Genomic DNA, 20,479 nt, shown 5'->3' with positions numbered 1-20,479 from the left:
CGCAGACCATCGCTCACTCACCAAAGCACTCGATACTAATAGGCTTTATTCCAAAAGTCTTTTGAAAGCCTTTACTCGATAAATGTTCGCGCAAGGCGTTCACTTATGGGCTGGGCCAGATAGGCAATAACAGAGCGTTCGCCGGTGGTGACAAACAAGTCTGCCGGCATGCCGGGCACCAGATCCAAGGCCGCTACCTCTTTGGATTGCTGATCATCCAGTTTGACCCGCGCTTTGTAGTAGGCCTCGCCCGTGCGTTCGTCTTCCAGCGCGTCGGCAGAGATATCGACAATGGCTCCTTGCGCTTCGGGAACGTCGGCTTGGGCGAAGGCAGACAAACGGATACGCGTGGCCTGACCGATCTTCAGCTTGTCGATGTCGCCGGGTTTCACGCGCGCTTCGACAATCAAAGCTTGGTCTGCGGGCACGATTTCCATGATGTGTTCACCGGGTCTGATCACCCCTCCTGTGGTCGAAGCGGTAAGGTTCACGACACGGCCACTGACTGGCGCAAGGATTTCGATCCGTTTACGGCGCTCCACGGTCCCTGAGAACTGCGGGCGCAGCAGATCAAGCTGGGCATCGACGACAGCCAGTTCTCCGGCCAGAACTTCATCGCGCAGCTTTTTCTGACTGATCATTGTCAGCTTCAACTCGCTGACCTGGTTTTCTGCTTGGGCTATCTGTGTCCGAAGCGACGCATCGACGCCCGAAAGCCGTTCAACCTCGATCTGGCGGGCGCTGACCCGGGTGATCGCAACCAGGCCTTTGTCCAGAAGGGTCTGCAGGCTTTCCAACTCTGCAAGTGTGATGGACATCTGGTTTTGCGTACTGATCCGCTGCTCGTTCAGACCTTCAATCTGATCCCGCAGCGCCGAAATGCGCTGTGCGTTGATCTCCGCTTCGGTCGCGCGGGCGCGATGTTCGGCGTCAAACAGTTGTTTTTGTGTCAGAAAAGCTGAAGCCCAGTGAAGACGATTCATATCTTCTTCAAAGTTCTGGAGGGCGGTGGCTTCGTCAAACTGAGACTGTCCCTGTAGCTGCGCAATCAGTCGCGCGCGACGGACAGAAAGCTCGCCGATCTGGCTGCCCAGCACGCTGAGGTCGACGTCAATCTCGGTGCTGTCCAGCCGGATCAGAGGTTGCCCCTGTTCAACGGCCTCACCATCGGCGACCAGAATGGACCGGACGATGCCACCGTCGAGATGCTCAACCGTTTTGCGATCCCCTTCGACGACAAATGACGCAGGGGCCACGACGGCGCCGTCAAGTCTGGATGCGAAGGCCCAGTAGATGCTGCCGCCAACAAACGCGAGCAATGTGAAGAGGCCAAATAGTACATACAGCCGGATGCCGGGTGTCGCTTCGGTCACGTCAACAACCCGCGCACTGTAAAGGTCTGGTGTTGTGTCGTTTGAAGCATAGGGAACGATACGGGTCATTGTGCGGCTCCTGTAATGCGGGCGTTTTCTGATAGTTGCAGGGTGGGCTTGCAGGAGGTTGCGCGTTGTGCGGGCGATTTGAGAACGTGTTGAGTTTTGACCTTCAAAACGTCACCCTTGTCGCCAAACTGGGCTTGTGATCCGTTGCGAAGAACCATGACCTTGTTGGCCGCCTGCAATGTGGCCGGGCGGTGGGTCATCACGATACTGATTGAGCCCCTGGCCTGAGCTGCCAGAATGGCGTCACGCAGAGCCTTTTCGCCATCTGCATCCAAATCCGAGTTCGGTTCGTCCAGCACCAGCACAAACGGATCACCATAAAGCGCGCGCGCCAGGGCAAGGCGCTGTCGTTGTCCGCCAGACAGGAAGAATCCCTGACCGATGCGTGTTTCATACCCATCTGGCAGGCTGCTGATCAGCTCATGCACTCCGGCCTCGCGCGCGGCGCGCAGAACCTCGGCATCATCGATGGCAGCCGCAAAGCGACCTATGTTTTCACGGATCGTGCCGTCAAACAGGTCCACATCCTGCGGCAGATAGCCGATCTGCTTGCCCAGATCCTCATGGTTCCATTTCGACATCGGGCTGCTGTCCAGCAGAACCTCACCCCGTTGCGGGTGCCAGATGCCTGTCAGCATCTTGCCCAGTGTTGTTTTCCCGGAACCGCTGGGGCCGATGATTGCCAGCACATCGCCAGCAGCCAAACTGAAATCAATGCTGCGCAGAGTGGCATTGACCGCGCGTGGCGGACCCGCTTGCGCAATTCTGACATCCAGAGATTTGAACGCACGAGGCAGGTGTAGATTGGCAGGCGTTTCCGCGAAATCCTCGGTGAGTTTTGTGATTTTGGCGTACGAGCCGCGTGCGGCAAGGAATGTGCGCCATTGCCCAATCAACTGATCGATTGGGGCAAGAGCGCGGGCCAAAACAATGGTCGCCGCGATCATGACGCCAGCTGTGGTTTCACTAGTAATCGCCAGCGCCGCGCCAAGGCCAAGAGCCGCGGATTGCAACCCCATGCGCAGAGTTTTGGACATGACCGAGAAACTGGCGATCCGGTCGGCTACACGGGTCTTCTGACGATGCGCATCGACCTGAAGGGCAGTCCAGCGCCGAACCAGATCGGACTTCATGCCCAGCGCGTGGACCAGTTCGGCATTGCTGTCTCCGGTTCGAAACAGTGCCTCTGCACGGCCGCGTGCGTGCGCTGCCTGCTGCATCGGCTTGTGTGCACGGGCGTTGTTGATCAGGGCCATTACGGTCAGTGTCAGAGCTCCGGCCAGTCCAAGCAGCCCAAGAAGGGGATGCAAGACATACAGGACCAACAGATACAGCGGTATCCACGGTGCATCGAAAAAGGCGGTCAGTGTTGTGCCTGATATGAACTCGCGAAAGCCGTTTACGTCTTCGACCAGATTGTCGCCGGGGGTGGATTCCCCCTGCACACGACGTTTCATCGCGGCCCCCAGAACGGGCGCTCCGACTTTCATCTCGAACCGGGCAGCTAAGCGGCCCAGGATGCGCATCCGTATCAGATCAAGGCAGGCAATCACCACAAAGACCCCCGCCAGCAGAAGCGACAGGGCGATCAGTGTGTCGGCATTCTGGCTGGTCAGGACTCGGTCATAGACCTGCAGCATATAGATCGGTCCGGCCAGCATCAGCAGGTTCAGAAACAGACTAAAAAAGGCAACTGTGACAAATCCTTTGCGTAGCGACCCCCAGGCGGCTTTGACGGGATTGGTTTTCTGCAACATCGTGTTGATCCTTTCCGGTTTGGAAAAACGGGGCGACCACGAGCCGCCCCGCCAACTATTTGCTTATGCAACGAAATCGTCGTCGTTCAGTTCGGCGACATTGATGCCAACCAGGCGGACCGAACCCTCATCTCCGAAGCTGATTACGGCATCGCCACCGTCCTGAGCCACGTTGACTTGCGCCCCAAAGTCAGGACCGAAGTCGCCAAATTGCAACTGATCCAGACCTACTTCGAAGTCCTCGATGACGTCGTTTCCGAAGTTCGCGCCAAACTGGAACGTGTCCGCCCCAGCGCCGCCGATGAGGACGTCGTCGCCGCCTTCACCGTTCAGCAGGTCATCACCGTCCGAACCGTTCAGCACATTGGTCTGATCGCTGCCGAAGATCACGTCGCCATCATCGGATCCGACAACGTTTTCAATGGACTGCAGGATGTCGGTTTCGATCTGATTTTCGATGACGTCCTGCCCAATGACACCAGTTCCACCCTGCGCATCCACATCAAGTGTGGCACCTGCATCGACCAGCGTGTCCTGCACGACCGGGCCATTCTGACCGGCAGGTGCGTTGTGCAGATGGATGGCGGAAACGACACCGGGGATCGGCGTGTTCAGGTCGGCTTCGTTCAGGCCCACAACACTCAGGTCGCTGGAATAGCTGACTTCGCCCGTTGCCAGATTTTGAGTGATGACAACAGTTGCCTCGCCCGTCGCTAGGCTGTCCGAAGTTGGCCCAGGCTCCTGTGCCGCGTCCAGACTGCCGCTAAGAGACACTGTGCGAATACCGTTTTCGGTTACATCGCTGTCGACCAGCAACTGTCCACGGATTTCACCAGCAGGGAAATCGGTCGTGTGGATGTTGTAGTACAGGTTGCCCTGAACCGCTTCCTCTACAAACCAAGCGCCATCCGGAATGTTTGCTCCGAATTGGTCCGGCGCCGCGACTACCGCATCCGTGATTGACACGTTGAAACCGGTATCGCGTGTGGCGGTGCCGTTGCCATTGGCGTCCAGACGAACATTGACTGCGACATCCAGATCCGAAAAGTCTGCGGTGTCGATGCCTTCTCCACCGTCGATGAAGTCATTGCCCAGACCACCGGTCAGAACGTTGTCTGCATCGCCGGCGATCAGAACATCATCGCCTGCGCCACCGTCGATATCGCCATTGGTGGTGCCCAGATCAACAAAGATGTCATCACCGTCGCTCAGTAGAACATTGCCGTTGATCACACCTTCGTCGTCGTTGACGATTGTAACGGTGCCTGCATCAGACGCATCGATGGCATTAACCGTACCACGGATTTCACCTTCATTCAGGATTGCACCCAGCAGATTCAGGCCGCCATCCACGCGGATACCGGCGGCGGCATCCGAACCTTCGGCCCCTGCGATCAGACCTTCGTTGACCACAATACCGGCAAAAGAAGCGTCATCCTGGCTGGTGAACAGGCGCAGGCCATCGCCGACCTGATTGCCTTCGGCCGCGTCACCACGACCTTGCAGCGTACCTTCGTTCACAACAACCGCCGATACAACGTCGCCCGACACGTCACCGGTTTGCAAAGACACGGCAGAGCCATTGTTGCCTTCGCCCGCATCCACCAAGCCGGTGTTTGTGAACGCGTAGTTGTCGGCTGTGCCATCCGCATAAACAGTGCCATTGCGCTGATTTCCGGTGCCAATGATTTGGCCTTCGTTGAGCACCTCAAGCCCAACGCCATCGATGTTCAGCGCGCGGCTGTCCGAGGTGACGAGACCGCGGTTAACGAACGATCCGCCGGAATGGTCACCGGTTCCAAAGTAGACGCCGTTCTGACCGCCTGCGAACACACCAGTTTCTTCATTGATCAACCGGCCTTGGAAATTGACATTGTTCACTGCCCGGAACGCGCCAACCGTACCGTTTCCACCTTCGGACGTGACACTCCCGCTGTTGGTGATGGTGCCAGTAAACGAGGCAGGCGCAAAGCCACTGTCCTGACGCACACCTTCCAGACGAATGCCGTCGCCCGCCGTGCCCAGCGCGGCACCCGCGTTGCCACGTCCGGCGATGACGCCTGCGTTCTCGATTTCAATGTCACCATTGCCGTCTTCAGCCAACGACAGAGAGATACCCGCACCGTTATTGTGCTCACCTGCATCGATCGCGCCTGTCGCCAGGTTGTTGATCGAAAAATCGCGTGCAGTATCATCTGCGTAGACGGTGCCGTTGCGCTGGTCACCGGTGCCAAGGATATCCCCGCCGTTGATCAGATCGACACCAGATCCGTCGATATTAACCGCGCGGCTGCCCGACTGGATGGTGCCAAAGTTCAGTACGTCCAGATCATGTTCACCATTGCCAATGTAAAGGCCGTTGCGAGGGCCTTCGATCACACCGGTTGAGGTGTTCAGGATCTCACCTTCGGCATTTGCGCCATCTGCGATGCGAATACCAGCCGCTGTGCCCTGATTGCTTTCGGTCGAGATCAGGCCGCTGTTAATGATCTCGGTTTCCAGGATGGTGCCTTCAGCGCCGTCGTCGATCCGGATGCCGTCGCCCGCCAGCGGGGTGTTGGCAGCCGCTTGACCGCGACCCTGTATGGTTGCGCCAAAGCCGTTGAATACATCGGTTTGCACGCGGTCACCGGCTTCATCACCGATCTGCAGGGAAATACCTGCGCCCTGGTTGCCTTCGCCAGCATCAATCGTACCGCCGGTGAAGTTCGAGATCGAGATGTCCTCGGCCGTTGCGTTGGTATAGATGGTGCCATTGCGCTGGTCGCCAGTGCCAACGATGTCGCCAAAGTTGCGCACATCTATGCCCTGGCCCTGAATATCAACCGCTCGGCTGTCGGAAGAGATGACAGCACCGCGGAAATTGTCCAGGCTGCCCGAGCTTTCGGCACCAGCAAACTGCACGCCGTTAAACTCACCCGCGATCTCGCCGAAATTGCGAACCGCAGCGCTTCCGGTGACTTGGACACCAGTGGCCAATGCGTCAGGCCCATTGTTCGCTTCAATCCGGCCCGAGCGGAAGTTGAAGACATCGACGTCCTGCCCCTGAGCCTGAACAGCGGCAACAGCGTTATTGGTGACGATCTCGCCAAAGTTCAGCAGGCGCGAAAAATCATTTGCTAGAACAAAGGCGGGTGTGTCGTCCACGACAGTGGATTGAAAGAAGTTGTTGATGAGGGTTTGGCCATCGCGGGATGTCTCTTGCGCCAGGGTTGACGTAGTCAAGAGACGGGCGCGCAGGCTTTCTGCGAATTGGGACAGCATGGATCACTCCGTCATTAGGTTGCGTTTGTGCTGGCGGCCCATCTGTCCGGGCTACCGACGCAACAAAGGACTAGGCCGCCCCGCGCGGCGGCTGAAATTCATGGTTCAAATCGGGTGTATAACCGGCGCGAATACTCACGAATTTCGTGAGGTGGGCGCAGGCATTTTCACAACAAACAAAGGGGTTACGCCAACGGCACCACCGATCGGAAAGCTATTCAATTTCGAATTCTGACAGATTTGTTAGCGGATGTGAGCGATAAGCGGGCCTGATTGGCCCCGGTGACCTTCTGAAATCTGTCGCCAAATCGTATCTTGATAGCTGATCAAATCGTGAAATTTGCCTCAGGATTGGATGTCCGTTGAACCTCAGAGATTTGGAATATGTCCTTGCTATCGCCAAACACGGCCAGTTCAGTCAGGCGGCTGCTGCGTGCAACGTGTCTCAGCCGGCGATGTCGAACCAGATCAAAAAGCTGGAACAGGAGCTGGGCGCTGACTTGTTCCTACGTCTGAACAACGAGGTGCGCCCAACGCTGTGCGGCGAACGCATTGTCGAGATTGCGCACCGCATTCTGAAAGACGCCCAGAAAATTCGCGATACAGCGATTGAATTTCGCGACCCCGAGGCGGTTCCGCTGACCATAGGCATGACGCCGACGCTGGCCCCATATCTGACGGGGTACTTTTCAGAGCTTTTCAACAAGCTTTTTCCCAGGATGCGCGTCACGCTGATAGAAGATCTGCCCCAGAACATGTTGAATATGGTCGAAGACCACACATTGGACATGGCGCTGGTGGCCAAGGTCAACAACAGCGCCAGTTTAGACTTCACTTCCATCTGGTCCGAACCAATGTTTTTGGCTTTGCGGCAAGGGCATCCGCTGTGCACGCTTACCTCGATTATCCCCGAAGAGGTGCCGCCGCATGATTTTATCCGGCTGCCGCACAGTTTTGGCTACGATCTTGAGGATCGGCTTCCACAGCAGGACGGTACAACCCGGATCAGCAAGCGCTTTGATCTGACCGCTTTGCGGTTTGAGACAATTTGCCGTCACATTTGCCATTCAGACGATTGTACAATTGTCTCGGCATTGGCGGCAGAACAGTTCAAGCGGGACAACTGGCCTTTGCACTTCATTCCGTTTGAAGCACCAGGGCACCTGCGCGATCTCGGCGCCGCGACGCGCCCCAATTGCCCGAGAAAACCAATGCTCGCGCGCATCGGAGCCTATATTCTGGAAAATCCACCTCAGGGCGTGATCCCGACTTATCAGCCGGATGGTCTAACTGAAGGTAAAACCAAGCCCTGCGTCCCAGTGCCTGAGAAAGCCTGACAGTTTAATAATCGCCCGCGCTGCCCGAGCGGCCTATTGACGTAGGGCAAAGGGCGGTTCTATCGGTTGGCGTGTCGAATGCCGCAGATGTCTTAGCTGTGGCTCTTGGGGCAAGGGATCGGAGCATGACCAAATCGGAAATCCGTCACGACGGAATGCGCATCGGGGGACAGGTCGTGTTCACCGAAAACACTGTTCCGGTTCACTACCCCTATACGAATGCCCTGATTGGAACTGTTCCGGCTGGCACTGCCCAGCACGTGCGGCACGCTTTTGAGATCGCGGCGCACTACACCCCTAGTTTGACGAGGTACGAGCGCAGTCAAATCCTGCGGCGTGCCGGCGAGTTGATTGGAGAAAGGCGGGATTATCTGGCCAAGTGGCTGACGCTTGAGCTGGGGATTTGCCTTCAGCACTCGATCTATGAAACCAAACGCGCACAAGACGTATTTCAATTCGCCGCTGCGGAAGCTTTGAAAGACGATGGCGAGGTGTTCTCCTGCGATCTGACCCAAAACGGCAAGGAACGGAAAATCTTCACCAAGCGTGAACCTGTCAAGGCGATCAGTGCGATTACTCCGTTCAATCACCCGCTGAACATGGTCAGTCACAAAATCGCTCCGTCAATTGCGACCAATAATTGTATGGTTTGCAAGCCAACCGAGCTGACACCGCTGACAGCACTGACACTGGCCGACATTCTATACGAGGCGGGCCTGCCGCCCGAGATGTTCCAGGTCGTCACCGGTTGGCCACAGGACATTGGCGACGAAATGATCACCAATGAAAATATCGACATCATCACGTTCACCGGTGGTGTCCCCGTGGGCAAGCTGATCGCCTCAAAGGCAGGCTACAAGCGGCAGGCGCTGGAGTTGGGCGGAAACGATCCGCTGATCGTGCTGAATGATCTGGGCGATGCTGATCTGGAACGCGCAGCAACGATCGCAGTTGCGGGGGCCACGGGGAATTCAGGTCAGCGATGCACCGCCATAAAACGCATTCTGGTGCAACACAGCGTGGCGGATCGGTTTGTTCCGTTGGTGCTGGAAAAGGCCAAGGCTATCCGGTTCGGGGATCCTCAGAACCCCGAGACCGAGCTGGGTTGCGTCATCCATGCCGAAGCGGCAGCGTTGTTTGAGAATCGTGTGCGAAAAGCGGCAGAGCAGGGGGCCAACATCCTGTACCACCCAGCGCGGAAGGGCGCGTTGTTACCGCCAATCGTTGTCGACAATGTGCCCCATGACAGCGAGTTGGTGATGGAAGAGACGTTCGGTCCGATCATACCCATCGTTCGTGTGCCGGATAACGACGTGGATGTGATGCAGATTTCGAACAGCACTGCCTTTGGGTTGTCCTCTGGTGTCTGCACCAACGATTTGAACCGGGCTATCGCTTATATAAATGGGCTGGATGTGGGCACCTGCAACATCTGGGAACAGCCCGGTTATCGGATCGAGATGTCACCCTTTGGCGGGATTAAGGATAGCGGAAATGGGATAAAGGAAGGCGTGATCAAAGCGATGAAGTTCTTCACCAACGTCAAAACCTATTCGTTGCCCTGGCCTCAGTAGGTGGTGCGCATCTGGTACCCCTGATGAAACGTCATACGCACGAAAGTCACGGGGTCGTTGCGGAACCATGTTGTGCGCTCCAACTGAAACAGGGGTGTTCCGGGGGGAACAGAAAGAAATTCCTGCAAGGGTGCTGTTGCGGGAACGGCAGTAAAGGCGATTTCGGCGTTCGAAAATGGCACTTCTGACAACAGCCACTCATTTGGGCCGGTGGTCAGAAAATCTTCGTTTACGACCTGAGGCACAGTGCTGATGTTGATCCAGCGTTCTTCGAACTGAAATGGCCGGTTGTCAGCATGGTGCATACATCGCAGATGCACGACCTGCGCGCCTTCTGGAATGCTCAACTTGGCCTGAAGCCAAGCGGGGCAATCAATCACGCTTCTGCTGACAAGCGCATAGCGATATTCGGCGTTCATCTCTTCGATGGTTTGGCGCACCACTGTGATCGGCAGTTTGGCTTGCTTTACAGGCGTGGTCACGACACGCGTGCCCCCCTTGCGCTTTCGGGTCACGATACCTTGTTCTGCCAACTCGCGCAGGGCGCGGTTAACCGTAGCCCGCGCAACGCCAAATTCGGCCGCCAGTTCCAGTTCCGTTGGCAACAGACTGCCCTGCGGCCAGACGCGGGTTTGAATTCGGTTGATGACCTCATCCCGAATATCCTGAAAGCCGACATGTTTTTGATCGGTCACGCTGTGGTTTTTCCGTTAAGCATATTCATAAACTTGTTATGAGCGTTTTTGGTGTGCTGCGTAAAGGGCAGAGCGACCCGTTACAGTTTTGCAAGAAGATCCGCCATGGTTCGTTGATAATTTGATACGATCTGATCCCGTGCAACGTGGCGACCCCCTCGCACCTGATGGCGGCCCGCCGACCACACATCGGTGACAACCTCGTCCTTTGCTGAAAACACCAGCCCATCAAACAATTGTTCAGATGTCAGTGCACAAAGCGCTGGGTTCTGGCAGTCGATGGCTATCAGGTCGGCCAGTTTGCCTTTGGCTATCACACCGGCATCGCGGCCCAGAGCCTGTGCTCCGCCTTTGGCTGCGCCACAATACAGCGTCTGTCCCACAGACCCTTCTCCGACCACCATCACGTTGCGCGCCAAATCCCGCAGACGCTGTGAATATTCTAACGTCCTCAGTTCCTCGGTCAGCGAAATCAGGACGTTTGAATCCGACCCTACGCCAAACGACCCGCCTGCGTTTAAAAATGTGGGGCCATTGAATGGGCCGTCCCCCAGGTTGGCCTCGGTCACAGGGCACAGTCCCGCGACGGCACCGCTGGCGGCCATGGCCTGTGTTTCGTCTTCGGTCATATGCGTGGCGTGAATCAGGCACCAGTTGGCATCGACATGAACATTGTCCAACAACCACTCAACCGGGCGGGCGCCCAGACCGGCCATCACCTCGGACACTTCCTTGGGTTGTTCGGCGATGTGGATATGAACAGGACCTTCACCTTGCGTCGCTAAAACCCGCGCGAGATCGCCAGGACAGGTCGCGCGCAATGAATGCGGCGCGAAGCCGACCCGGCAGTCTTCGGGCAAATTTCCGAGCGCGTCCTTGGCCTGATCCACCAACATGCAGAAACGATCCACATCGTTACCGAACCGAGCTTGCCCCGTCTCTAGAGGTTTTTTGCCCACCCCGGCATAGGAATACAGCACAGGAAGATGGGTCAGTCCTATCCCTGTCTCGACAGCGGCTGCCATGATCCGGTCAGACAACTCGGCCAGTCGGTCATAGGGCGAGCCATCTGGTTGGTGATGCAGATAGTGGAATTCTCCAACTGAGGCGTATCCGGCCTCTTGCATCTCCATATACACCAAGCTGGCGATCTTCTGGATCTGGTCTGGTGTAAGGTGCGTCGTAAAGCGGTACATCAGATCACGCCATGTCCAGAAGCTGTCGCGACCTGCCATGCGGTATTCGGTCATTCCGGCCATGGCGCGTTGAAATGCATGGCTGTGCAAGTTGGCCAGGGCAGGCAGCAAAGTATCCACAGACACATCATCGGTCTGGGCCGATGTCTCGGCGTGCAAGGCTGCGATTCTGCCGTCTTCAATCTCGACCCGCAGGTTATTTGTCCATCCCGTACTCAACAGAGCACGTTTCGCAAAGATCGCCATGAATTTCACCTCATTTTATGGATAGACATATTACATATAGAAATGTACGAGAAAAGAGAGAACTGCAAGGAGGCGCAGAGTCGGATGCACTCGCAAGATCGGGTATTTTCAGATCTGAACGCGACAACGATGATCGCGGGATCTACGGCCTATGGGCTGATCGAAGATGCGGCGATTGCAGTCGAAGACGGCCGTATTGCCTGGGTGGGTCCTCGGGTTGAACTGCCCAGCAAATTTGCCGCGCTGCCCCGAACCGACTTTGAAGGTCGTCTGGTGACGCCCGCGCTGATCGATTGCCACACCCATGTGGTGCATGGTGGCCACCGCGCCGTCGAGTTTGAGATGCGATTGAACGGTGCAAGCTATGAAGAAGTGGCGCGCGCGGGTGGGGGTATCATCTCGACGGTAAAAGCCACGCGTAACGCCAGCATTGATGACCTTATTGCACAGGCGTTGCCTCGCGTGGACGCAATGCTGGCCGAGGGTGTATCGGTGATCGAAGTCAAATCCGGCTATGGTCTGGATCGTGATACGGAATTGAACATGCTGCGCGCTGCCCGCGCGTTGCCGGATCATCGCCCGGTACGTGTCGTAACCAGTTTTCTGGGCGCACATGCAGTGCCAGAGGAGTACAAAGACCGGCCCGAGGCCTACATTGCAGAGGTCTGCATTCCAACCCTGCGCGCAGCCCATAAAGAGGGTCTGGTGGATGCGGTGGATGCCTTTTGCGAAGGTATCGCATTCCTTCCCGATCAACTTGTTCCGTTGTTTGATGTGGCGAAAGAACTTGGCCTGCCGGTCAAATGCCATGCCGAGCAGTTGTCCAATCTTGGGGGCGCAAAACTGGCCGCCTCTTATGATGCGTTGTCCGCCGATCACATCGAATTCTTGGATGAAGAAGGCGTTCGGGCCATGGCCGATGCCGGTACTGTCGGGGTAATCCTGCCGGGGGCCTTCTACACTCTGCGCGAAACGCAGGCCCCGCCAATAGATCTGTTGCGCAAACATGGTGTGCCAATGGCGCTTGCCACCGATTGCAACCCCGGATCAGCTCCGGTCACTTCACTGTTGCTGACCATGAATATGGGCTGCACCCTGTTTCGTATGACACCCGAAGAGGCTCTGGCCGGGGTCACCGCCCATGCGGCGCGCGCGTTGGGTCTGCAGGATTGCGGGCGGATCGTCGCTGGATTGCGCGCGGACTTGGCTGTGTGGAACATCACCCATCCGGCGGAACTGGCCTATCGCGTTGGCTTCAATCCCCTTCACACCCGAATACTCGGAGGCGTAATTTGACGACCCTCACGCTCATCCCCGGCGCTGTTACTCTGCTGCAGCTGGAACAGGTTTTCCGAGAAGAGTTTGCCGTGCGGCTGGATCCGGGTTGCCGGCCCGGTATCGACGCGGCGCATGCCCGTATTGCCGATGCAGCGGCGGGCGCCGCTGCGGTTTACGGGGTCAATACCGGTTTTGGCAAGCTGGCCAGCGTCAAGATCGCGGCCGAGGACACCGCGACGCTGCAACGCAATCTAATTCTGTCCCATTGCTGTGGTGTTGGTCCCGCCATTCCACGCGCGGTTGCGCGGCTGATGATGGTGCTGAAACTGCTCAGCCTCGGACGCGGTGCCTCTGGCGTGCGGCTGGAACTGATCGACCTGCTTGAGGCTATGCTGGACGAAGGTGTGACCCCGCTGATCCCCGCGCAAGGATCGGTTGGTGCGTCAGGCGATCTGGCACCGCTGTCGCATATGGCCGCCGTTATGATGGGCGAGGGAGAGGCCGAATTCGGCGGAAGTGTTTTGCCCGGTGGTGAGGCGTTGGCGGCGGCGGGTTTAACACCCGTTGAGTTGGGCCCTAAGGAAGGGCTGGCACTGATCAACGGCACTCAGTTCTCGACGGCTTTCGCACTGGCAGGGCTGTTTGGTGCGTGGCAAGCGGCGCAGAGCGCATTGGTCACTTCGGCTCTCACCACAGATGCAATCATGGGATCTACCGCGCCATTGCAGCCGGAGATCCACACACTGCGCGGTCATCGCGGCCAGATCGAGGCAGGCGTAACGATGCGTGCCATTCTGGCAGGCTCGGTAATCCGAGAAAGCCATCGAGAAGGTGACACCCGCGTACAGGACCCGTATTGCATCCGCTGCCAACCTCAGGTGGTAGGTGCCGCCATGGATGTGTTGCGCCAAGCAGCAACCACGCTTGAGATTGAAGCGAACGCAGCCACCGACAATCCTTTGGTTCTGTCCGAGGCCGGGCTGATCGTCTCGGGTGGAAATTTCCACGCCGAGCCGGTGGGATTCGCAGCGGATATGATCGCACTGGCCGTGGCCGAAATCGGGGCGATTGCGCAACGCCGTATTGCGCTGATTGTCGATCCGGCACTGAGTTTTGACCTGCCGCCTTTCCTGACGCCAAATCCCGGCCTGAACTCGGGCTATATGATAGCTGAGGTGACAACCGCCGCGTTGATGAGCGAGAACAAGCACTTAGCCAATCCCTGCGTTACAGATTCAACGCCCACATCGGCCAATCAAGAAGATCACGTCTCGATGGCCGCCCATGGCGCGCGGCGATTGGGACAGATGGTCACCAATCTGGAACGTATTCTGGGTGTCGAATTGCTTTGCGCGACGCAAGGTGTCGAGTTCCGAGCGCCATTGCCCACAAGCGAAACGCTACAAGGCGTGATGGCGCGCCTGCGGGCGGTCGTTCCAGCCTTGGGCGATGATCGATATATGGCGACCGAGATCGAAGCAGCCTCGGCCCTGATTGCAAGTGGCGAGATCGCCCATGGCACAGGTGTCGCGATGCCGGAGCTTGGCGCGTGAGCGGCCCGGTCGAAGTCACGCGGGGCGATGGCCCTATCGTTCTGGGCCTGCCACATACCGGCACCGATGTGCCCGCCTCGATCGAAGCCAAGTTGAATACACGGGGCAGGGAGTTGGCGGATACGGATTGGCACATCCACACGCTTTACGAGGGGCTCCTGCCCGGTGCGACCACTGTGCGGGCAACTTTTCATCGTTATGTGATTGATGCAAATCGCGACCCGGGCGGCGTATCGCTTTATCCCGGTCAAAACACGACGACCTTGGTGCCGCTTACAGATTTTGACGGGCAAAACATCTGGGATATCCCGCCAGCAGAGAAGGATATTGTCGAAAGACGCGAGGCGTTTCACGCGCCTTATCATGCCGCGCTGCTGGCCGAGCTTGAGCGGGTCAAGGCGATCCACGGGATAGCCATTTTGTATGATTGCCACTCGATCCGCAGCCACATTCCGTTTCTCTTCGATGGCATTCTGCCTGATCTGAACATCGGAACAAACAATGGCGTGACGTGCGCGTCAGTTATTGAAGCCATCTCACATGAGTTCGCGTCATCCTCACCTTATAGCACCATTTTGAATGGCCGTTTCAAAGGCGGATGGACGACTCGGCATTATGGCCGCCCTACCGAGGGCTTCCACGCCATTCAGATGGAACTAGCGCAGTCCACCTACCTGAGCGCTGAAACTGCGCCTTGGACATATGACACCACCAAAGCCAACCGGCTGCGCCGATGGCTCAAAGATATACTGGACGCCATCCAGGACACCGCATTGGAGATTGCTGCATGACCGATCCTCGCAAGAACACCCGCGACGTCTATCCGCCCACAGGGCCGGAACTGAATGCCAAAAGCTGGATGACAGAAGCGCCGATGCGGATGCTGATGAACAACCTGCATCCGGATGTGGCCGAGAACCCGCATGAGTTGGTGGTCTATGGCGGCATCGGGCGCGCAGCGCGGACGTGGAACGATTTTGATACCATCGTCGCCAGCCTCAAGGATCTAGAAGAGGATGAGACGCTTGTCGTGCAATCCGGCAAGCCGGTGGCCATTGTGCGCACGCACACGGATGCGCCTCGGGTGCTGATCGCGAACTCAAACCTTGTGCCGCATTGGGCCAATTGGGATCACTTCAACGAGCTCGATAAGAAGGGTCTGATGATGTATGGCCAGATGACCGCTGGCTCGTGGATCTATATCGGAACGCAAGGCATCGTGCAGGGAACTTATGAGACCTTTGCCGAAGCCGGGCGTCAGCACTATGACGGCGATCTGACCGGCAAGTGGATTCTGACTGGTGGTCTGGGCGGCATGGGAGGCGCGCAGCCTCTGGCGGCTGTCTTTGCCGGGGCCTGCTGTCTGGCGGTCGAATGCAACCCGGACAGCATCGATTTCCGTCTGCGTACCAAGTACCTGGATGAAAAGGCCGAGACGCTGGACGAGGCGCTTGCCATGATCGACCGCTGGACAAAAGCGGGCGAGGCTAAGTCCGTTGGTCTATTAGGCAATGCGGCTGAAATTTTCCCCGAGATTTACCGGCGGATGCAGGCCGGTGGGATGCGTCCCGATATCGTTACCGACCAGACCAGCGCCCATGATCCGCTCAATGGCTATCTGCCTTTGGGCTGGACCCTGGCCGAAGCTGCCGCCAAACGTGAAAGCGATCCCAAGGCCGTTGAGAAAGCCGCACGCGCCTCGATGAAACAGCACGTCGCTGCAATGGTCGATTTCTGGAACGCAGGCGTACCGACGCTGGACTATGGCAACAACATCCGGCAGGTGGCGCAGGATGAAGGGTTGGAGAACGCATTTGCCTTCCCCGGCTTTGTCCCCGCCTATATCCGCCCGCTCTTTTGCCGCGGCATAGGCCCGTTCCGTTGGTGCGCGCTTTCGGGCGATCCTGAAGACATCTACAAGACCGATGCCAAGATGAAGGAACTGTTCCCCGAGAACACCCATCTGCACAATTGGCTCGACATGGCGCAAGAGCGCATCGCGTTTCAGGGCCTACCCGCGCGTATTTGCTGGATCGGGTTAGGCGACCGCCATAAGGCTGGGTTGGCATTTAACGAGATGGTCAGAAACGGCGAACTGAAAGCGCCCGTTGTCATCGGCCGAGACCATTTGGACAGCGGCTCGGTCGCTTCGCCCAACCGCGAAACCGAGGCAATGAAAGATGGCTCTGACGCTGTCAGCGATTGGCCTTTGCTAAACGCTCTGGTCAATACCGCGTCAGGTGCCACTTGGGTGTCGCTGCATCACGGCGGCGGTGTTGGCATGGGCTTCTCTCAGCACGCAGGTGTTGTCATTTGCGCCGACGGCACGGATGCAGCAGCCAAGCGGTTGGAGCGAGTGCTTTGGAACGACCCGGCCTCGGGCGTCTGGCGTCACGCGGATGCTGGTTATGAGGATGCCAAGGCCTGCGCACGTGAACATAGGCTGCGTTTGCCGGGCATTCTGGGCTGAATTGTTCATCCATCTTTGAATTTGTCTGCATGGCTTAGCGCTAACGCCGAAATTTCCGGTTTCGAACCGGGTGTCTTTCGGCTAGGGCTAAGCCGTTAAGCAGCCAGCAAGGCTAACGACAACTGACAAAGGTGGCTCGCCCGTTGCTCGATATTACACATGTCCGCTCGGTTCTTTCGGACGTCTATGACCTCGCCCCATCGGCCACGCTGGCCAATGAGATGAATGACACGTTTGCCCGTATGGACCGCGTGGTCAGCCCACCGGACTGGGCAATCTATGCGCCCTATGTGCGTGCCATCAATGCGCTTAAGAAAGAGCGTAACGCTGTGATCCTTGGGCACAATTACATGACGCCCGAGATCTTCCATGGTGTGTCTGATTTCGTCGGCGACAGTTTGCAATTGGCGATCAAAGCCAGCGAGGTGGAAGAGGATGTGATCGTCCAGGCCGGTGTACATTTTATGGCCGAGACGTCGAAAATCCTGAGCCCTCAGAAAACCGTTCTAATGCCCGATATGGAGGCTGGCTGTTCGCTGGCAGAATCGATCACCGCGGACGGAATCGAAGAGATGCGGGCCAAATATCCCGGTGCACCGGTTGTGTCTTATGTGAACACCACAGCCGAGGTCAAAGCGGGTTCCGACATTTGCTGCACATCATCCAACGCGTTGCAGATCGTGAACGCGATGGAAAGCGACACGGTTATTATGACGCCGGATCAATATTTGGCGCAGAATGTCGCAAATCAAAGCCACAAGAACGTGGTTTATTGGCCTGGGTCCTGCATCGTGCATGAACAATACACAGCTCAAGACCTGCGCGATTTCCGCGAATGGAATCCAGGCACACGGCTGATCGCTCATCCCGAATGCCCGCCAGATGTGGTGGCCGAAGCGGATTATTCGGGTTCGACCAGCGGTATTATCAAATACGTGCATGACGAGAAGCCCGAAAAGGCGATGCTGATCACCGAATGCTCGATGGCGTCGAATATTGCCGACGAGCTGCCCGAGGTCGATTTTGTGGGCCCCTGCAACATGTGCCCGTACATGAAGAAGATCACGCTGGAAAAAATCCTCTATGCCCTGCACACGATGGAAGGTCAGGTCGAAGTTGCAGAAGACGTGGCGGAAAAGGCACGCAAATCCGTTCAGGCCATGATCGATTTGTCCCGCAAGCTGGGCATCTGATTTCAAATGACCGACGTTACCACGGATCGGGTCATCATTGTCGGGGCCGGTATCGGCGCGCTTTATGCGGCGTTGAAGCTGGCACCGCGCCCGGTGGTGGTGATCTCGCCTGATCCGTTGGGGCAGGGGGCAAGCTCAGCTTGGGCGCAAGGGGGTGTCGCGGCGGCGATGGATTTGGCGGACAGCCCGGAGAGGCACGCCGTCGATACCGTGAATGCCGGTGCAGGCACCGTCGAGCCTGATGTGGCCGACCTGGTCACTCGCGAAGCACGAGAATACATCTTTGACTTGACCGAGATTGGCACGCCCTTCGACCGCACTGAAGATGGCGGTTACGTTCTTTCGCGAGAAGCCGCGCATAGTTTCGCCCGTGTCGTGCGCGTGAAAGGCGATCAGGCGGGCAGTGAAATCATGGCTGCCCTAATCGAGCGCGTGCGCGAGACTTCTTCGGTTCAGATATTGGAAGGCGTCCTTGCGGTGGCTTTGGACGTGGACGAGGGCAAAGTCTCGGGGGTGGTGCTGCAGGAGGCAAGACAGACTGGCTCTGCACCCATTACTTTACGTGGACCTGCGGTGCTGCTGGCGGGTGGCGGCTCGGGCGGGCTTTATGCGCTGACCACAAACCCGGCACGCATTCGGGGGCAGGTTATTGGCATGGCCGCACGCGCCGGGGCGCTTATTGCTGATGCCGAGTTTGTTCAGTTTCACCCTACAGCTATGGATGTGGGTGAAGATCCTGCGCCTTTGGCCACCGAAGCGCTGCGTGGGGAAGGCGCGATCCTGATCAACAAGCGGGGCAGCCGGTTCATGCAGGCCGTTCACCCGGACGCTGAACTGGCCCCGCGCGACGTCGTGGCGCGTGCGATCTTTGCCGAAGTGCAGGCAGGCAATCGACCTATGCTGGACACACGCGACGCCTTGGGTGCGCGAATTCATAAGCTGTTTCCCGCAGTGGCAGCCTCCTGCGCGCGCAACGGTATTGACCCCGCAAGCGACCCGATCCCGGTCGCCCCGGCGGCCCATTATCATATGGGCGGCATTGCCACGGATACAGATGGTCGGGCCAGCCTGGACAGGTTGTGGGTCTGTGGTGAGGCGTCTTCGACGGGTCTGCACGGGGCCAACCGTCTGGCATCGAATGGGTTGCTCGAAGCGCTGGTCTTTGCCCGTATCTGTTCTGAGAGCATAGCGAAGTCGCTGCCCGCCGGTACAAATACCGACCCGATAAACTTGCAGTTCGCTCCCTGCGAGGCATCTGATACGGCGCAAGCAGTCCAAGAGTTGCGCGATACCATGACCCGTGATGTCGGTGTCGTCCGGGAACGTTCAGGACTGACCCGCGCATTGAAAACCATAGCCGAGTTAGAGGCGCGCCATGGTGATTGTCCCTCGTTCAGGAACATGTGCGCGACGGCGACGCTGATTGCGGCCTCTGCTTTGCAGCGCGAAGAAAGTCGCGGTGCGCATGAACGCTCTGACTTCCCTGACACCGGTGGCCAACCCGGTGAACGGTCCAAAATGTACCTCTCTGAGGCCCTGCGCATTCGGGCCGAAGCTTGCAAGGAACCGACATGACATTTGCAACCCTGCCAGATCTGATCCTTGAACCTGTGATCCGCGCTGCGCTGATGGAGGATTTGGGAAGCTACGGCGACGTGACCACCCGAACCGTGATCCCGCAGGAGACCACATATACGGCCCGGCTGAACGCACGCGAAGATGCTGTCGTGTCGGGTATGCAGGTCGCCGAAATCGCGTTCCGCCTTGTGGACCCCGCGCTTGAGGTTGAAGTGCTGGTCAAAGACGGCGCGCCCTGTCGTCGTGGAGACACGCTGATGACCATTAAGGGATCTGCTGCCTCAATCCTGTCGGGTGAGCGGGTCGCCCTGAACTTTGCCGGTCGTCTGACCGGCATTGCCACCAAGACCGCCGCATTTGTGGGGCAGACCAAGGGCACCAACGCTCGTATTACCTGCACGCGCAAGACCACGCCTGGCCTGCGTATCGTTGAAAAGCAGGCCGTGTTGCATGGAGGCGGTTACAATCACCGCTATTCCCTGTCCGACGCGATCCTGATCAAGGACAATCATATCGCTGCTGCGGGCGGTATTCGTCAGGTATTGGAAGCCGCCAAGGCCCAGGCCAGCCATATGATGGCGGTCGAGATCGAAGTTGACCGTCTGGACCAGTTGGCAGAGGTCCTGAAAGTTGGCGGAGCCTCGGTCGTGTTGCTGGACAATATGGACAACGACATGCTGCGCGAAGCTGTTGCCATGGTAGATGGTCAGATGAAAACCGAAGCCAGCGGGAACGTAACCCTGGAGCGGGTGGCGTCCATCGCCGCAACCGGCGTGGACTATATCTCGTCCGGTGCCTTAACGCATTCTGCGCGCACTGTGGATCTGGGGCTGGATTTCTGAAGGCGCGGCATTTCCGCTTGATTTGGGTTCGTTTGCGCCAACACGGTTGCGCAA

General features: G+C 57.7%; 14 protein-coding genes. 9 read left to right on the top strand and 5 right to left on the bottom strand.

All coding sequences use genetic code 11. From position 1 onward, the window contains the following. Positions 1 to 71 precede the first annotated feature (71 nt). The 3 genes from ACR3EH_RS20535 to ACR3EH_RS20525 form a co-directional block, all read right to left on the bottom strand. Positions 72 to 1,442 carry an HlyD family type I secretion periplasmic adaptor subunit gene (locus ACR3EH_RS20535; protein ID WP_171185391.1) on the bottom strand — a complete coding sequence of 457 codons (1,371 nt, stop codon included), beginning with the start codon at positions 1,440 to 1,442 and terminating at the stop codon, positions 72 to 74. Next, positions 1,439 to 3,199 carry a type I secretion system permease/ATPase gene (locus ACR3EH_RS20530; protein ID WP_171185394.1) on the bottom strand — a complete coding sequence of 587 codons (1,761 nt, stop codon included), beginning with the start codon at positions 3,197 to 3,199 and terminating at the stop codon, positions 1,439 to 1,441. Before ACR3EH_RS20530 ends, ACR3EH_RS20535 begins: the two co-directional genes overlap by 4 nt. A gap of 63 nt (positions 3,200 to 3,262) precedes the next feature. Further along, positions 3,263 to 6,463 carry a beta strand repeat-containing protein gene (locus ACR3EH_RS20525; protein ID WP_171185396.1) on the bottom strand — a complete coding sequence of 1,067 codons (3,201 nt, stop codon included), beginning with the start codon at positions 6,461 to 6,463 and terminating at the stop codon, positions 3,263 to 3,265. 362 nt (positions 6,464 to 6,825) lie between these two features. Between ACR3EH_RS20525 and ACR3EH_RS20520 the strand changes: the two genes are divergently transcribed. Continuing rightward, positions 6,826 to 7,800: a LysR family transcriptional regulator gene (locus ACR3EH_RS20520; RefSeq protein ID WP_171185398.1), complete on the top strand. Its 975-nt coding sequence runs from the start codon at positions 6,826 to 6,828 to the stop codon at positions 7,798 to 7,800. A 125-nt stretch (positions 7,801 to 7,925) separates the two neighbouring features. Beyond that, positions 7,926 to 9,374: a phosphonoacetaldehyde dehydrogenase gene (gene phnY / locus ACR3EH_RS20515; RefSeq protein WP_171675956.1), complete on the top strand. Its 1,449-nt coding sequence runs from the start codon at positions 7,926 to 7,928 to the stop codon at positions 9,372 to 9,374. Here phnY and ACR3EH_RS20510 read toward each other — a convergent pair. Together ACR3EH_RS20510 and ACR3EH_RS20505 are read right to left on the bottom strand one after the other, a co-directional pair. After that, entirely contained in the window at positions 9,368 to 10,069 is a 702-nt protein-coding gene (locus tag ACR3EH_RS20510) for a GntR family transcriptional regulator (protein WP_171185402.1), read from the bottom strand. The genes phnY and ACR3EH_RS20510 overlap by 7 nt on opposite strands. Positions 10,070 to 10,149: 80 nt before the next feature. After that, positions 10,150 to 11,511, bottom strand: coding sequence for a formimidoylglutamate deiminase (locus tag ACR3EH_RS20505; RefSeq protein ID WP_171185403.1), 1,362 nt, complete (start codon positions 11,509 to 11,511; stop codon positions 10,150 to 10,152). 84 nt (positions 11,512 to 11,595) lie between these two features. On the opposite strand from ACR3EH_RS20505, the gene hutI reads away from it, so the two are divergent. The 7 genes from hutI to nadC all read left to right on the top strand — a co-directional run bounded on the left by hutI (position 11,596) and on the right by nadC (position 20,425). Continuing rightward, on the top strand, positions 11,596 to 12,807 hold the full coding sequence (hutI, locus tag ACR3EH_RS20500) for an imidazolonepropionase (RefSeq protein WP_171094864.1): 1,212 nt from the start codon (positions 11,596 to 11,598) through the stop codon (positions 12,805 to 12,807). Next, positions 12,804 to 14,342 carry a histidine ammonia-lyase gene (gene hutH / locus ACR3EH_RS20495; protein WP_171094862.1) on the top strand — a complete coding sequence of 513 codons (1,539 nt, stop codon included), beginning with the start codon at positions 12,804 to 12,806 and terminating at the stop codon, positions 14,340 to 14,342. The genes hutI and hutH overlap by 4 nt, the downstream gene beginning before the upstream one ends. Next, the gene (gene hutG / locus ACR3EH_RS20490) at positions 14,339 to 15,133 is read left to right on the top strand and encodes an N-formylglutamate deformylase (protein ID WP_171094860.1); all 795 of its coding nucleotides are present in this window, start codon (positions 14,339 to 14,341) and stop codon (positions 15,131 to 15,133) included. Before hutH ends, hutG begins: the two co-directional genes overlap by 4 nt. Next, positions 15,130 to 16,812 carry a urocanate hydratase gene (gene hutU / locus ACR3EH_RS20485; protein WP_171185411.1) on the top strand — a complete coding sequence of 561 codons (1,683 nt, stop codon included), beginning with the start codon at positions 15,130 to 15,132 and terminating at the stop codon, positions 16,810 to 16,812. The genes hutG and hutU overlap by 4 nt, the downstream gene beginning before the upstream one ends. Positions 16,813 to 16,955: 143 nt before the next feature. Beyond that, positions 16,956 to 18,005, top strand: coding sequence for a quinolinate synthase NadA (gene nadA, locus ACR3EH_RS20480; protein ID WP_171185413.1), 1,050 nt, complete (start codon positions 16,956 to 16,958; stop codon positions 18,003 to 18,005). A 6-nt stretch (positions 18,006 to 18,011) separates the two neighbouring features. Beyond that, on the top strand, positions 18,012 to 19,580 hold the full coding sequence (locus ACR3EH_RS20475) for an L-aspartate oxidase (RefSeq protein ID WP_171185415.1): 1,569 nt from the start codon (positions 18,012 to 18,014) through the stop codon (positions 19,578 to 19,580). Then, the gene (gene nadC, locus ACR3EH_RS20470) at positions 19,577 to 20,425 is read left to right on the top strand and encodes a carboxylating nicotinate-nucleotide diphosphorylase (RefSeq protein WP_171185416.1); all 849 of its coding nucleotides are present in this window, start codon (positions 19,577 to 19,579) and stop codon (positions 20,423 to 20,425) included. The genes ACR3EH_RS20475 and nadC overlap by 4 nt, the downstream gene beginning before the upstream one ends. Positions 20,426 to 20,479 lie beyond the last annotated feature (54 nt).

This window comes from Ruegeria sp. BG7 (assembly GCF_056535685.1).
Note: the sequence above shows the minus strand (reverse complement) of the source record. Positions and strands in the feature narration are given on the sequence as shown.

Bases quoted from the DNA above. Each gene is read 5' to 3' on its own strand.
- ACR3EH_RS20505 (WP_171185403.1), bottom strand. From the start codon at position 11,511: ATGGCGATCTTTGCGAAACGTGCTCTGTTGAGTACGGGATGGACAAAT.
- hutU (WP_171185411.1), top strand. From the start codon at position 15,130: ATGACCGATCCTCGCAAGAACACCCGCGACGTCTATCCGCCCACAGGG.
- ACR3EH_RS20535 (WP_171185391.1), bottom strand. From the start codon at position 1,442: ATGACCCGTATCGTTCCCTATGCTTCAAACGACACAACACCAGACCTT.
- nadC (WP_171185416.1), top strand. From the start codon at position 19,577: ATGACATTTGCAACCCTGCCAGATCTGATCCTTGAACCTGTGATCCGC.
- phnY (WP_171675956.1), top strand. From the start codon at position 7,926: ATGACCAAATCGGAAATCCGTCACGACGGAATGCGCATCGGGGGACAG.
- ACR3EH_RS20525 (WP_171185396.1), bottom strand. From the start codon at position 6,463: ATGCTGTCCCAATTCGCAGAAAGCCTGCGCGCCCGTCTCTTGACTACG.
- ACR3EH_RS20475 (WP_171185415.1), top strand. From the start codon at position 18,012: ATGACCGACGTTACCACGGATCGGGTCATCATTGTCGGGGCCGGTATC.
- hutI (WP_171094864.1), top strand. From the start codon at position 11,596: ATGCACTCGCAAGATCGGGTATTTTCAGATCTGAACGCGACAACGATG.
- ACR3EH_RS20530 (WP_171185394.1), bottom strand. From the start codon at position 3,199: ATGTTGCAGAAAACCAATCCCGTCAAAGCCGCCTGGGGGTCGCTACGC.